Below are 13867 nucleotides of genomic sequence, written 5' to 3' on the forward strand. Positions count from 1 at the left end.
GGTTTACGTTTGCAAAAAAGTGATGTATTCTAATGTGTAAAAGTTTTTAGAAAATTTAAATATAGTAACCGGGGGAAACTGCAATGATTTTACAGCTGGACAGTGTGTCATTAAAAAGAAACGGGAAATGGATTTTGAAAGATATCAACTGGCGCGTCGAGAAAAACGAAAATTGGGTGCTGTACGGATTAAACGGAGCCGGAAAAACGGCTTTGCTGAATATGTTATGCTCTTATTACTTCCCCACTTCAGGAGAGATGCAGGTGCTTGGCCATCAATTCGGCAAAACAGAGCTCGGTGACAGGCTCAGAAGGAAAATCGGCCTTGTTTCGGCAGGTCTTCAGCACAAATTATATGCCGCGGACTCGGCTTTTGAAATCGCCCTCAGCGGCGCGTACGCCTCAATCGGGCTGTACGAAACTCCGAGTGAGCAGGTAAGGGAAAAAGCGATCGGTCTTCTGAAGGATTTGGGCGCCATCAGTTACGCCGACAGACGGTATGAAACATTATCACAAGGGGAAAGACAAAGAGCGCTGATTGCGCGGGCGCTTATGGCTGATCCCAAACTGCTGATTTTGGACGAACCCGTGACGGGTCTTGATTTTATGGCAAGGGAGCAGCTGCTGGACACGATTACGTCGATCGCCGAAAAAGAAAATGCGCCGTCCATCCTTTATGTCACCCATCACGCTGAAGAAATTCTGCCGGTATTTGATCAGGCGCTGCTTTTAAAACAAGGCGAGGTGTTCGCCTCCGGGAAAATCAGGGACATGCTTTCTGACGAGCGGCTTACAGCGTTTTTCGATACGCCTGTCAATGTCTTATGGAACAATGGCCGCCCGTTTTTAACACGTGCAAAAGCGGTATCATCCGTCAAATAACATCAATTCACCCTGGGGGTGCTGCTGACATGCAGCTGAGAGAGACGTTGTCTCAACCCTTAACGGACCTGATCCGGATCATGCCGGCGGAGGGAAGCGGTGAAAAAAGCGGAGGAAGATCCGTTTTTTACCCGTTTCATTTTAATGAAACGGGTTTTTTGATACAGCCAAAGGGGAGATTTCCAATGCATCAGATTGATATGCTGTTACACCAGGCGGATAAACGGCGGGGCGATTTAATACAAATAGCTGAAAGGTTGATCGCCTTTCCGACACCGGCTCCGCCTGCAAGAAATACAACAGAAGCCCAAAAGTGGGTGGCCGGCTTTTTAAAAGAAACGGGCTGCTCGGTCGATATGTGGGATGTGTATCCGGAAGATCCGAATGTAGTCGGTGTTTTAAAAGGGACAGATTCAAGCAGGCATCAAAGCCTGATTTTAAACGGACACATTGATGTGGCAGAAGCCGGGGGCGAAGACTGGAACTCTGACCCGTTTCAGCCGCTCGTAAAAGACGGCATGCTGATCGGAAGGGGCGCCGCTGATATGAAAGGGGGTTTGGCGTGTGTTCTTTTCTCTCTGAAGCTGATCCATGATGCCGGCATTAAGCTTCCGGGCGACCTCATTGTACAGTCTGTAATCGGAGAAGAAGTCGGCGAGGCGGGGACGCTGGAATGCTGCAAACGCGGCTATCACGCGGATTTTGCGGTTGTCGCGGATACGAGCAGCCTGCATATTCAAGGGCAGGGCGGTGTCATCACCGGCTGGATAGAATTGAAAAGCAAACAAACATTTCATGACGGCATGAGGCGCAATATGATTCATGCGGGCGGAGGCACATTCGGAGCGAGCGCCATCGAAAAAATGGCGAAAATCATCACTGCCTTGGGAGAGCTGGAGCGCCACTGGGCGGTAACGAAAAGCTATCCCGGCATTGCGCCCGGCACCAATACGATCAACCCCGCCGTCATTGAAGGCGGAAGACACGCAGCGTTTGTCGCCGATGAATGCCGGTTATGGATCACCGTCCACTTTTATCCGAACGAAACGCACGAACAAGCAGCCGCAGAAATCGAAGACTATATTAATCGTGTCGCTGACAGTGATCTGTGGCTCAAAGAAAACAGGCCGGTGTTCAAATGGGGCGGATCTTCGATGATTGAAGACAGAGGAGAGGTGTTCCCGGCGCTGGAAATCGATCCGGATCATCCGGCAGTTTCTGTCTTGGCTGCATCACACTCTGCCGTCAAAAAACAGGAGCCCGTCATTGATGTTTCCCAAACCGTAACAGACGGAGGGTGGCTTTATCAGGCCGGGATTCCGAGCGTCATATACGGCCCCGGCGATTTAAAAAACGCCCACTCCGTAAACGAGGAAGTGTCCGTTGATGAGCTTATGGACTATACGAAAATCATGCTGAGATTTATTCTCGACTGGTGCAGCCGCAAAAAAGATTGCCCGATGTGACAAGGTTCAGCCCGGCCGTTCATATAATAGGAAAAAGAACGGGCAAAGGGCGTGATACGGATGATCAGCATATCTGAATTTCAAATAAAAGATGTGGTAAACGTGTCGAACGGAAAAAAACTCGGAAGCATCGGGGATATTGATATTAACGTGACAACGGGAAAAATTCAGGCGATTATTTTAGGCGGCAACGGAAAAGTTCTCGGTTTTTTCGGAAAAGAAGAGGAAATGATCATTCCTTGGCGAAATATAGTTAAAATTGGGGAAGATGTCATCTTAGTGCGTGTAAATGAACCAAAGGGGGGAGCGTAATCCTCCCTTTACTTGTAAAAAGCCGGAAATCTCAATGTTTCCGGCACATTTATTTATCTCATTTTTCAATCAGCCGCTAAACGTATGCTTAAAATTGTGTTAAAATGAGTGGGAAATTACGCTTTTTTAATGTTTGTCGAAAGGTTGGATCTCCATGAATACATATCACCCGTTTAGTCTTACCACCCCCTCGGCACTCATGATAGAAGACTGGAACTGTGTGAATCAGCTTAACACAAAGGTCATCGCCGGATTCACAACGAAAAACGGCGGTGTCAGCAATCCTCCGTATGAGTCATTAAATACCGGATTGCACGTCCGGGACGAAGCTCATGATGTTGTGACAAACCGTGAAGTCATAGCGTCCTTATGCGGTACTGATCTGGATTCCTGGGTGTTTGCCGACCAGACACATGAAAACCGCGTCCGGCGCGTGACAGCCGGGGATAAAGGAAAAGGAGCGAGAGACTATTCTTCCGCATTCCGCGGGACGGACGGGCTCTACACGAAAGATGCGAATCTTTTTTTGGCCCTTTGTTTTGCGGACTGTGTGCCCTTGTATTTTTATGACCCGGTGAAATCCATTATCGGCGCTGCCCATGCCGGATGGAAGGGGACGGTCAAACAAATCGGACGCATCATGACGGAACGCTGGGTAAACGAAGAAGGCTCCCGTTTAACAGATATTCAGGCTGTCATCGGTCCGTCCATCAGCGCGGGAAGCTATACAGTCGACGACCGCGTCATCAATGAAGTGCGGGCGCTGCCCTTTACGGCTGAATCCGCCATATGCGAAACGGAAAAAGGCCAGTATCAGCTTGATTTAAAAGAGGTCAACTGTCTTCTTCTGATACATTGCGGCATTCCGGAAGAAAACATTTCAGTCAGCGGTTTATGCACCGAACGAGAGCGTGAACTATTCTTTTCACACCGCCGCGACAAAGGGAAAACGGGACGCATGATGTCCTTTATCGGAATGAAGGAGGCATAAGATCTTGCGTGTTGCTGATCAATTACGACATATAAACGAAAGAATAAACGAAGCATGTAACAGATCGGGCCGAAGCCCCGAAGATGTAACCGTCATCGCGGTTACAAAATACGTATCAGCTGAAAGGGCTCAAGAGGCCGTTGATGCCGGTATTACAAGTCTGGGAGAAAACCGGGATGCCGAGCTTATCCATAAGCAGGAAGTCATCAAAGGAAGCCCGGAGTGGCACTTTATCGGCAGTCTTCAGTCCAGAAAGGTGAAGGCCGTCGTTGACCGTGTATCTTATATTCATTCCTTAGACAGACTGTCATTGGCAAAAGAGATTGAAAAACGGGCGCAGCATGCGGTTCGCTGTTTTGTGCAGGTGAATACTTCGCTTGAACCGTCTAAGCACGGTTTGAAAACAGAGGAGGTCATCCCCTTTATCAGAGAGCTTGCTGAGTTTAGAAACATTTCTGTAGAGGGCCTGATGACGATGGCTCCCCTGACAGACGATACAGAAACGATCAGAGCCTGCTTCCGGCAATTGCGTGATCTGAGGGATCAGGTGCAAAAACTGAATCAGACAAACGCACCGTGCCGGGAACTGTCGATGGGCATGTCAAATGATTATGAAATCGCTGTTGAAGAGGGCGCCACTTTTATCAGAATCGGCTCTTCATTAGTCGGAAATGAACCGGGGGGTGTAAACAAATGAGCATGAAAAATAAACTGAAAAACTTTTTCTCAATGGATGAGGAGGAGTATGAGTACGAATACATTGAAACGGAGCAGGATCATCCGGAAGAGCATGAACAGCAGAAAGATAAACAGCCTGCTTACGCTCAGAAGCCGCAGGGCAAGCAGAACGTAGTAAGCTTGCAAAGTGTTCAGAAATCCTCTAAAGTGGTGTTGAGTGAACCGCGTGTATATGCGGAAGCGCAGGAAATCGCCGATCATTTAAAGAACAGGCGGGCGGTTGTCGTCAATCTGCAGCGCATCCAGCATGATCAGGCGAAAAGAATCGTCGACTTTTTAAGCGGTACCGTCTACGCCATCGGCGGCGACATTCAGAGAATCGGTTCAGATATTTTTCTGTGCACGCCTGATAATGTCGACGTTTCCGGCACGATTTCGGAGCTTATAAATGAAGACGAACATCAGAGGTGGTAAAGCAGGATGATTCTTTATCAAATTTTTTCCGTTCTGAGTTATTTAATTTACATCTACTCGTTTGCCCTGATCATCTATATCTTTATGTCATGGGTGCCGAGTACGAGAGAAACGGCGGTCGGACGGTTTCTCGCAGCGATTTGCGAACCGTATTTAGAGCCGTTCAGAAGGATCATTCCGCCCATTGCCATGCTGGATATATCCCCAATTGTAGCGATTATCGTGCTTCGGTTTGCCACGACGGGGCTTTGGGGCCTATACCGCATGATCGCAATGTATACTTGAATGCGACAGTTTGATACGGGCTTGGCACCAGCCAAGCCTCTTTACATAGAAAGGAAAGAACATGAGCGATATTTACCAGCACTTCAGACAAGACGAGCGGCCTTTTATTGATCAGGTGCTTGAATGGAAACAGATTGTCCTGGACCAGTATCGGATGAAGCTGACTGATTTCTTAGATCCCAGGGAACAGGTGATTGTAAAAGCCGTTATCGGCGACGCCTGCGGTCTTGCGTTTTTCGGAGGATATGACAGAGCTGAGCGCAAACGCGCGATTTTATACCCTGAATATATGGAACCTGAACAGGATGATTTTGAGCTCCGGGCTTTTGACGTCCAATACGCTGAAAAATTCGTCAGCATTGACCACCGCTCTCTTCTCGGATCATTAATGGGGATCGGCTTAAAGCGGCAGAAATACGGCGATCTGATTTTCTCAGAGGAAGCCGTGCAGCTCATCGTCTCCGGTGAAATCGCCGATTTTGTCAGCACTCAGCTGACCAAGGCGGGCAAAGCGCCGGTAAAGCTTGAGAAAATCGAGCTTTCCGCTCTTCACATTCCCGCTTCAGATGTCGAAATAAGGGATGACACGGTTTCTTCATTGCGTCTCGACGCCGTCTGCGCTTCAATGAGCAGGCAATCCCGGCAGAAAGCGCAGGCGCTTGTGAAAAACGGGCTCGTTAAGGTGAATTGGAAAGCTATTGAAGATCCGTCTTATCAGGTTGCTGAAGGGGACATGCTCTCGATTCGCGGCTTCGGACGATGCAGTTTGGCAAAAGTTGACGGAAAAACGAAAAAAGACAAATGGAAAGTTACATTTGAACGGCAAAAATGAGTCGTTTTTTCAGTTTTTTTCTCCATCTGTGCCGTATTTGTTTTATAATGTGAACTAGATAACCGTACTGAAATGTAAAAATGGAGGTGGCAATATGCCATTAACGCCGAATGATATCCATAACAAAACGTTTACAAAAGGTTTTCGCGGATATGATGAAGATGAAGTAAATGAATTTTTAATGCAGGTCAGAAAAGATTACGAAATCGCACTCCGTAAAAAAACGGAGCTTGAGGCGAAAGTGAACGAGCTGGACGAAAAAATCGGCCACTTTGCCAATATCGAAGAAACGCTGAATAAATCAATTCTCGTAGCCCAGGAAGCAGCAGAAGACGTAAAGCGCAACTCGCAGAAAGAAGCGAAGCTGATCGTCCGTGAAGCAGAAAAAAATGCCGATCGCATCATCAATGAGTCACTTTCCAAATCAAGAAAAATCGCAATGGAAATCGAAGAGCTGAAAAAACAGTCTAAAGTCTTCAGAACACGTTTCCAAATGCTGATTGAAGCGCAGCTCGACCTGCTGAAGAACGATGATTGGGATCATCTGCTGGAATACGAAGTCGACGCGGTATTTGAGGAAAAAGAATAATTTTCAGATTTTCTTGACATTCTCCGGCCCGTTCGAATATAATACGTTCATAAATTCAGATGAAAAGACGATTGAAAGGGACCGGCATGACTCAAAACAGGCTATAAAGCGAACCGGGGAAGGTGAAAGCCCGGGATGGCCGGAATCATGCAGATCAGCCCTTTAGTTTCCTTTCTGAACCGAGAGTAGGAAAGGACGTTCCATCACGTTACGATGTTCGAGAGGAAAAAACGGATGATCCGTTTTTTCTAAAAGGGTGGTACCGCGAGATAAGCTTTCTCGTCCCTTATGGGATGAGAGGGCTTTTTTTATTTTCTGAAAAATGTTGTGGAGGAATGAAAATGGATTACAAAGATACGCTGTTAATGCCGAAAACAGATTTTCCGATGCGGGGAAATCTGCCGAATCGTGAGCCGGACATGCAAAAAGACTGGGAGGAGCAGGATATTTACCGTCTTGTTCAAGAACGGACGAAAGACCGCCCGAAATTCGTGCTGCATGACGGACCTCCTTATGCAAACGGAGACATCCACATGGGCCATGCCCTGAACAAAATCCTGAAAGACTTCATCGTCCGCTATAAATCAATGAGCGGCTACAACGCACCGTACGTGCCGGGCTGGGATACGCACGGACTGCCGATTGAAACGGCGCTGACGAAAAACAAAAAAGTAAACCGGAAAGAAATGTCCGTCGCTGATTTCCGCAAGCTTTGCGAAGATTATGCATGGCAGCAGATCGAAAGACAGCGCGAACAATTCAAGCGTCTCGGCGTCAGAGGCGATTGGGAAAACCCGTATGTTACGCTTCAGCCTGAATTTGAAGCGCAGCAGATCCGCGTTTTCGGCGAGATGGCGAAAAGAGGCTATATTTATAAAGGTCTGAAGCCGGTCAACTGGTCGCCTTCAAGTGAATCTGCCTTAGCAGAAGCGGAAATTGAATATCAGGACAAACGTTCCGCGTCTATTTATGTTGCGTTTAAGGTGAAAGACGGTAAAGGCGTTCTGGAAAACGGAGAAAGCTTCATCATCTGGACGACGACGCCATGGACGATGCCTGCCAACCTCGGAATTTCCGTTCATCCTGATCTTGAATACAATGTCATCAAGGTTGGAGACAAGCGTTATGTAGTGGCGGCTGAACTGATCGAAAACGTAGCGGAGGCATGCGGCTTTGAAAATCCTGAAGTTGTCGCATCATATAAAGGCAGAGAATTAGAATACATCACTGCAGAACATCCGCTGTACGGCAGAGATTCACTCGTCATGCTCGGTGACCACGTCACAACCGATGCCGGAACAGGCTGTGTTCATACTGCCCCGGGCCACGGGGAAGATGACTTTATCGTCGGCCAAAAGTACGGCTTAGAAGTACTGTGCCCTGTTGATGAAAAAGGAAACATGACCGACGAAGCGCCGGGCTTTGAAGGAATGTTTTACGATAAAGCCAATAAACCGATCACGGAGAAGCTTGAAGAAAACGGCGCGCTCTTGAAACTCGAGTTTATTACACACTCCTATCCGCATGACTGGAGAACGAAAAAACCGACCATCTTCAGAGCGACAGCGCAATGGTTTGCGTCAATTAAAGATTTCAGATCCGATCTGCTTGATGCCATCAAACAAACGAAGTGGGTGCCGGAGTGGGGCGAACAGCGCCTTTACAACATGGTTCGCGACCGCGGTGACTGGTGTATCTCAAGGCAGCGCGTGTGGGGTGTTCCGATCCCGGTATTTTATGCAGAAAACGGTGAGCCGATCATCACTGACGAAACGATTGAACATGTGTCTGAGCTGTTCAAACAGCACGGCTCAAACGTCTGGTTTGAAAGAGAGGCAAAAGACCTCCTGCCGGAAGGATTTACACATCCGGGAAGCCCGAACGGAATCTTCACGAAAGAGCAAGACATTATGGATGTATGGTTTGATTCGGGTTCTTCCCATCAGGCCGTTCTTGAAGAACGAGATGATCTTGTCCGTCCGGCTGATTTATACCTTGAAGGCTCTGACCAATACCGCGGCTGGTTTAACTCATCTCTTTCCACCGCTGTTGCAGTCACCGGCAAAGCGCCGTATAAAGGCGTATTAAGCCACGGATTTACACTTGATGCAAACGGCCGTAAAATGAGTAAATCACTCGGCAATACGATTGACCCGACAAAAATCGCAAAACAGCTTGGAGCTGAAATTCTGCGTTTATGGGTATCTTCCGTAAACTATCAGGCCGATCACCCGGTTTCTGAAGATATTCTGAAGCAGGTCGCGGAAGTATACCGGAAAGTCCGCAACACGTTCCGCTTCCTTCACGGCAACCTGTTCGATTTCGATCCAAGCGTCAATGCCGTGGATGTAAAAGATCTCCGCGAAGTGGATCAATATATGCTGATCAAGCTGAATAAGCTGATCGACAAGGTGAAAAAAGCGTACGATGAATACGAATTTGCGGTTGTTTATCACAGCATTCACAATTTCTGTACGATCGAGCTCAGCTCATTCTATCTTGATTTTGCAAAAGATGTTGTGTACATCGAGCATGCGCACCATCCGGACCGCCGCAGCATGCAGACCGTCTTTTATGAAACGCTGCTGGCGTTAGTGAAGCTGACGGCGCCGATTCTCCCGCACACGGCGGATGAAATGTGGTCTCATTTATCATTTGTTGAAGAAGCGAGCGTGCAGCTGACAGATATGCCGGAAACCATTGCTGTTCCGGACAGTCAAGCGACAGAAGAAAAATTCGACCGCTTCATGGAGCTTCGAAACGACGTGCTGAAAGCTTTGGAAACAGCCCGTAACGAAAAAATTATCGGAAGATCATTGGAAGCGAGCCTGACTTTGTATCCGAACAAAGAAAACCGCGACCTCTTGTCATCCATTAAAGAAAACATCGCGCAGCTGTTTATCGTCTCAGAACTGACAGTAAAAGACGAAAGTGAAGCGCCGGAAAACGCGCAAAGCTTCACAACAGGAAAAATGACCGTAGAAAAAGCGGAAGGCCAGATGTGTGAGCGTTCCCGCGTAATTTCTAAAGATGTCGGAGCCAATCCGAAATATCCGACATTATCACTGCGCAATGCGGAAATCGTTGAAAAATATTATCAAAAATAATAAATGAGAAAGCGCCCGGTGTCAGCCGGGCGCTTTTTTACATGCCAGCAATGTCATCGATTAGAACGGCAGGAAAATTCTTATGGGCTTCAAATGGCGCTCTGAGGGCAACAATAAAGCTATAACATCAAGAGCAGGAGTTGTGATGAATGAATGATCAACTGACCGCAATCCACACGGAGCTTCTCATGATGAAAGAAGAACTTCAATCAAGATTATTCGAATATTCTTGCTTTCAAATGTCAGCATCTGTTGAACCTTCAATGAACGAGCAAGAAGCAACTCTGATCTATCATATAAAAGAAGAACTTCAGGATGTTCTTCTTGCCCTGTCTAAGTTTGAAAACAATACGTACGGTTATTGTGAAAAAACAGGCGCCCCCATTCCGATTGAAAAACTTGCGGTCCTGCCGACGGCCAGAACCGCTGATGATTTTTATTATCCCGCTCAATTTGAAAAGAAAACCCTTCCATACTGGGTAACCGGAGATTATGCATATGATCAGGCGCTGTATGAGTGACAGCGTCTGTTTGTATACGCTTATGATCTGCCTTTACTCCGGCATCTTTTACTGATAAAATTCATAAAGGATAAAAGTAACTGTATACTGGAGGAACGTGTGTGCTTTATTATCTTATCGCTCTTTTTATTATTATTGCCGACCAATTGACCAAATGGCTTGTCGTCAGCCATATGGAATTGGGACAAAGCATACCTGTCATCGACCAGGTGCTTTATATCACATCTCATCGCAACACGGGAGCGGCGTGGGGGATTTTAGCCGGCCAAATGTGGTTTTTCTACGTCATTACCATCGCCGTGATTATCGGAATCGTTTATTACATACAGCGTTATGCAAAAGGGCAGATGTTACTCGGAATTTCTCTCGGCTTAATGCTGGGAGGTGCGGCCGGAAACTTTATTGACCGGGCGGCGCGCCAGGAAGTGGTGGATTTTATTCATGTCATCATCGTGGATTATCACTATCCGATTTTTAATATCGCGGACTCCTCACTGTGCGTCGGTGTAATACTTTTATTTATTCATATGCTGTTTGACAGCGGGAAAAAGAAGGAGCAATAACATGAATCAATTTGAGATAACCGTTCAGCCTGAACAAAAGAGCGAACGGATTGATAAATTTTTGGCTTCAACGGGAGAAAACTGGTCACGCACTCAAGTGCAGCAATGGGTAAAAGAGGGACTGGTATCCGTTAACGGCAAATCCGTAAAAGCGAATTATAAAATGCAGCCCGGCGATCAGGTAAACGTCACTATTCCTGAACCGGAAGAATTGGACGTGCTTGCAGAGCCGATGGATTTGGACATTTACTATGAAGACCAGGATGTCTTGGTTGTGAACAAACCGCGGGGCATGGTCGTACACCCGGCGCCCGGCCATGTGACAGGGACGCTTGTAAACGGACTGATGGCTCACTGCAACGATCTTTCCGGCATTAACGGCGTCATGCGCCCGGGAATCGTCCACCGGATTGATAAAGATACCTCCGGCCTGTTAATGGTCGCCAAAAACGATATGGCGCATGAATCACTCGTTAATCAGCTCGTCAATAAAACCGTGACGAGAAAGTACACAGCGGTTGTCCACGGGTTGATTTCACATGATGACGGAACGATTGACGCTCCGATCGGAAGAGATAAAAAAGACCGTCAAAGCATGACCGTAACAAGAGAAAGCAGCAAAAACGCCGTTACGCATTTCCACGTGCTTGAGCGTTTTCAAGATTTCACGCTCGTAGAGTGCCGTCTTGAGACCGGAAGAACGCATCAGATCCGTGTTCATATGAAATATATCGGATTTCCTTTGGCAGGCGACCCGAAGTACGGACCGAGAAAAACCATTGATTTCAACGGTCAGGCGCTTCATGCCGGAATATTAGGTTTTGACCATCCGCGGACGGGCGAATACATGGAGTTTGAAGCGCCCCTTCCTGAAGATATGAAAAAACTCATTGAACATTTGAGAAATAGCCATTGACAGCGAGTTTCTTTTCTGGAATAATAAAAACAAGCTGAATAGATTCTTTAACACAGTCCAGAGAGGCTGAGAAGGATAACGGATAGGACAGAAAAGATACATGTGTGTCTTCGTCCTGGAAAGGAACCCCTCTATGCTCTGGCAGGAGGGGTTTTTTCTTCTTATATACGAATGGAGAGGTGTCACGAGTGAATCAAAAAGCTGTTATTCTCGACGAACAGGCGATCAGGCGGGCGCTGACAAGGATAGCCCATGAAATGATCGAACGGAATAAAGGAATGAATGACTGCATTCTTGTAGGGATTAAAACAAGAGGTATTTATTTAGCGAAGCGGCTGGCCGAGCGGATCGAACAGATTGAAGGAAATCCGGTCACCGTCGGGGAAATCGATATCACCCTTTACCGTGACGATCTCACAAAAAAAACGAGCAATGAAGAGCCGCTTGTAAAAGGCGCGGACATTCCGGCCGATATCACAGACCAAAAGGTCATTGTGGTTGATGATGTGCTTTATACCGGCCGGACGGTGAGAGCTGCGATGGATGCTCTCGTTGATGTCGGGCGGCCGTCATCGATACAGCTTGCCGTGCTTGTCGACAGAGGACACCGGGAGCTGCCGATCAGAGCGGACTATATCGGGAAAAACATTCCGACCTCAAAAGCTGAAAAAGTGATGGTTCAGCTGAGCGAAGTTGATCAGACTGATATGGTCGCCATTTACGAAAATGAATAATCACCCTTTTTAAATGCATTCCAGAGAGTTTGCAAAGAGGATTTTAAAACACAAAGCCGGGCGGATCGACGCGGCCGGGCTTTGTATGCCTCTTTGCGCAAAAAGCAAAGAGGTTTTTTTATACCATTTGAAAGTCAACCGGGAGGAAAACGCCATGAGTAAGAAAAAAGTAAACCTGGGAGTCAGGGACGTCCCCAATCCATTGTCCTGGCTGTCATTCAGCCTGCAGCATTTATTCGCCATGTTCGGTTCAACCATACTCGTGCCGAAACTGGTCGGAATGAGCCCGGCAGTGGCGCTTGTCACGAGCGGAATCGGGACACTCGCCTATCTCTTGGTGACAAAAGGCCAGATTCCCGCTTATCTCGGCTCATCATTCGCCTTTATATCACCGATTATCTTGGTGAAGGCGACGGGAGGGCCGGGGGCTGCCATGGTCGGCGCTTTCCTGGCGGGGATTGTGTACGGCCTGATCGCACTGCTCATCAGGCAGCTTGGAACGGGGTGGCTGATGAAGCTGCTGCCCCCCGTGGTCGTCGGGCCGGTCATCATCGTCATCGGCCTCGGACTGGCAAGCACAGCCGTCAATATGGCAATGTATGCTGATCCGAATGCGAAGGAACTCGTCTACAGCCTGAAACATTTCAGTGTAGCCGGCGTCACTTTGGCCATCACCATTATCTGCGCCATCTTTTTACGGGGATTTTTAAGCTTGATTCCGGTATTGATCGGCATTATAGGCGGATATCTGTTTGCGCTGACACAGGGCATCGTCAATTTTCAGCCGGTCATTGATGCAAAATGGTTCGCCGTTCCTGAATTTATTATCCCTTTCAAAGACTACACGCCGTCAGTGACATTGGGCATTGCCGCTGCGATGGTGCCGGTCGCTTTCGTGACGATGTCAGAACATATCGGCCACCAAATGGTGCTGAGTAAAGTTGTCGGACAGGATTTCATTAAAAAGCCGGGACTGCACCGCTCCATAATGGGGGACAGCGTAGCGACGATTATCGCTTCGTTAATCGGCGGCCCGCCGACGACAACATACGGCGAAAACATCGGTGTCCTGGCAATTACGAGAGTTTTCAGCGTCTTTGTCATCGGCGGCGCGGGAGTGATTGCGCTGTGCTTCGGATTTATCGGCAAAGTTTCAGCGCTGATCAGCTCTGTTCCGTCCGCGGTTATGGGAGGCGTTTCCTTCCTGCTCTTCGGAATCATCGCCTCCAGCGGCTTAAGAATGCTGATTGACAACAACATTGATTATGAAAACAAGCGAAATTTAATTATCACATCCGTCATCCTCGTGATCGGCGTCGGAGGGGCTTTTATTCAAGTATCAAAAGGCGGGTTCCAAATATCCGGCATGGCGCTTGCGGCAATCGTCGGAGTCATCCTGAACCTTATCCTGCCGCATGCAAATGAAGAAGACGCGATTGCATCAGAAAAACAAAATCATATGTAAACCTTTTAAAGAAAGTCCAGAGAGGCTTGGAAGGGTTATAACGGGAAGAAGCT

At 47.7% G+C, this 13867-nt stretch carries 15 protein-coding genes, 1 riboswitch and 1 other annotated feature; all 15 genes read left to right on the forward strand.

Annotation, left to right across the window (positions count from 1 at the left end; all coding sequences use genetic code 11):
* Positions 1-83: 83 nt before the first annotated feature.
* A complete protein-coding gene (locus tag VP472_RS07615; protein WP_031378757.1) occupies positions 84-881 on the forward strand; it encodes an ABC transporter ATP-binding protein in 798 nt (265 codons plus the stop codon).
* Positions 882-885: 4 nt separating this feature from the next.
* A riboswitch (TPP riboswitch) is annotated at positions 886-993 on the forward strand.
* A 73-nt stretch (positions 994-1066) separates the two neighbouring features.
* Positions 1067-2347, forward strand: coding sequence for an acetylornithine deacetylase (locus VP472_RS07620; RefSeq protein WP_032868823.1), 1281 nt, complete (start codon positions 1067-1069; stop codon positions 2345-2347).
* A gap of 60 nt (positions 2348-2407) precedes the next feature.
* Complete coding sequence (locus tag VP472_RS07625; RefSeq protein ID WP_088037130.1) at positions 2408-2659, forward strand: YlmC/YmxH family sporulation protein; 252 nt, start codon at positions 2408-2410, stop codon at positions 2657-2659.
* 154 nt (positions 2660-2813) lie between these two features.
* Positions 2814-3650, forward strand: a complete 837-nt coding sequence (gene pgeF / locus VP472_RS07630; protein ID WP_246879668.1) for a peptidoglycan editing factor PgeF — start codon at positions 2814-2816, stop codon at positions 3648-3650.
* Between the two features lie 4 nt (positions 3651-3654).
* Positions 3655-4347, forward strand: coding sequence for a YggS family pyridoxal phosphate-dependent enzyme (locus VP472_RS07635; RefSeq protein WP_077722178.1), 693 nt, complete (start codon positions 3655-3657; stop codon positions 4345-4347).
* Positions 4344-4802: a cell division protein SepF gene (sepF, locus tag VP472_RS07640; RefSeq protein WP_007409719.1), complete on the forward strand. Its 459-nt coding sequence runs from the start codon at positions 4344-4346 to the stop codon at positions 4800-4802. The genes VP472_RS07635 and sepF overlap by 4 nt, the downstream gene beginning before the upstream one ends.
* A gap of 6 nt (positions 4803-4808) precedes the next feature.
* On the forward strand, positions 4809-5087 hold the full coding sequence (locus VP472_RS07645) for a YggT family protein (protein WP_003154408.1): 279 nt from the start codon (positions 4809-4811) through the stop codon (positions 5085-5087).
* 61 nt (positions 5088-5148) lie between these two features.
* A complete protein-coding gene (locus VP472_RS07650) occupies positions 5149-5919 on the forward strand; it encodes a YlmH family RNA-binding protein (protein WP_015388260.1) in 771 nt (256 codons plus the stop codon).
* A 94-nt stretch (positions 5920-6013) separates the two neighbouring features.
* Complete coding sequence (divIVA, locus tag VP472_RS07655) at positions 6014-6508, forward strand: septum site-determining protein DivIVA (protein ID WP_003154406.1); 495 nt, start codon at positions 6014-6016, stop codon at positions 6506-6508.
* A 61-nt stretch (positions 6509-6569) separates the two neighbouring features.
* Positions 6570-6798, forward strand: a binding site (T-box leader).
* A gap of 51 nt (positions 6799-6849) precedes the next feature.
* Entirely contained in the window at positions 6850-9615 is a 2766-nt protein-coding gene (gene ileS, locus VP472_RS07660; RefSeq protein ID WP_146276730.1) for an isoleucine--tRNA ligase, read from the forward strand.
* A 149-nt stretch (positions 9616-9764) separates the two neighbouring features.
* Positions 9765-10136 (forward strand): TraR/DksA family transcriptional regulator, encoded by a 372-nt coding sequence (locus VP472_RS07665; RefSeq protein ID WP_146276732.1) that lies wholly within the window; start codon positions 9765-9767, stop codon positions 10134-10136.
* A gap of 101 nt (positions 10137-10237) precedes the next feature.
* Positions 10238-10699 (forward strand): signal peptidase II, encoded by a 462-nt coding sequence (lspA, locus tag VP472_RS07670; RefSeq protein WP_003154398.1) that lies wholly within the window; start codon positions 10238-10240, stop codon positions 10697-10699.
* Between the two features lies 1 nt (position 10700).
* On the forward strand, positions 10701-11615 hold the full coding sequence (locus tag VP472_RS07675; RefSeq protein ID WP_003154395.1) for an RluA family pseudouridine synthase: 915 nt from the start codon (positions 10701-10703) through the stop codon (positions 11613-11615).
* Positions 11616-11803: 188 nt separating this feature from the next.
* Entirely contained in the window at positions 11804-12349 is a 546-nt protein-coding gene (gene pyrR / locus VP472_RS07680) for a bifunctional pyrimidine operon transcriptional regulator/uracil phosphoribosyltransferase (RefSeq protein ID WP_003154392.1), read from the forward strand.
* Positions 12350-12503: 154 nt separating this feature from the next.
* On the forward strand, positions 12504-13814 hold the full coding sequence (gene pyrP, locus VP472_RS07685) for a uracil permease PyrP (RefSeq protein ID WP_007409727.1): 1311 nt from the start codon (positions 12504-12506) through the stop codon (positions 13812-13814).
* The last annotated feature ends 53 nt before the right edge of the window (positions 13815-13867 follow it).

Origin of the sequence: Bacillus sp. MT(2024), from assembly GCF_036362845.1 — a bacterium.
Classification (GTDB): domain Bacteria; phylum Bacillota; class Bacilli; order Bacillales; family Bacillaceae; genus Bacillus; species Bacillus velezensis.

What these genes read in the sequence shown, in the direction of transcription:
- VP472_RS07620 (WP_032868823.1), top strand. Translation starts at nt 1,067, where the DNA reads ATGCATCAGATTGATATGCTGTTACACCAGGCGGATAAACGGCGGGGC.
- VP472_RS07675 (WP_003154395.1), top strand. Translation starts at nt 10,701, where the DNA reads ATGAATCAATTTGAGATAACCGTTCAGCCTGAACAAAAGAGCGAACGG.
- sepF (WP_007409719.1), top strand. Translation starts at nt 4,344, where the DNA reads ATGAGCATGAAAAATAAACTGAAAAACTTTTTCTCAATGGATGAGGAG.
- pgeF (WP_246879668.1), top strand. Translation starts at nt 2,814, where the DNA reads ATGAATACATATCACCCGTTTAGTCTTACCACCCCCTCGGCACTCATG.
- ileS (WP_146276730.1), top strand. Translation starts at nt 6,850, where the DNA reads ATGGATTACAAAGATACGCTGTTAATGCCGAAAACAGATTTTCCGATG.
- VP472_RS07645 (WP_003154408.1), top strand. Translation starts at nt 4,809, where the DNA reads ATGATTCTTTATCAAATTTTTTCCGTTCTGAGTTATTTAATTTACATC.
- VP472_RS07665 (WP_146276732.1), top strand. Translation starts at nt 9,765, where the DNA reads ATGAATGATCAACTGACCGCAATCCACACGGAGCTTCTCATGATGAAA.
- VP472_RS07625 (WP_088037130.1), top strand. Translation starts at nt 2,408, where the DNA reads ATGATCAGCATATCTGAATTTCAAATAAAAGATGTGGTAAACGTGTCG.
- pyrP (WP_007409727.1), top strand. Translation starts at nt 12,504, where the DNA reads ATGAGTAAGAAAAAAGTAAACCTGGGAGTCAGGGACGTCCCCAATCCA.
- VP472_RS07615 (WP_031378757.1), top strand. Translation starts at nt 84, where the DNA reads ATGATTTTACAGCTGGACAGTGTGTCATTAAAAAGAAACGGGAAATGG.
- divIVA (WP_003154406.1), top strand. Translation starts at nt 6,014, where the DNA reads ATGCCATTAACGCCGAATGATATCCATAACAAAACGTTTACAAAAGGT.
- VP472_RS07650 (WP_015388260.1), top strand. Translation starts at nt 5,149, where the DNA reads ATGAGCGATATTTACCAGCACTTCAGACAAGACGAGCGGCCTTTTATT.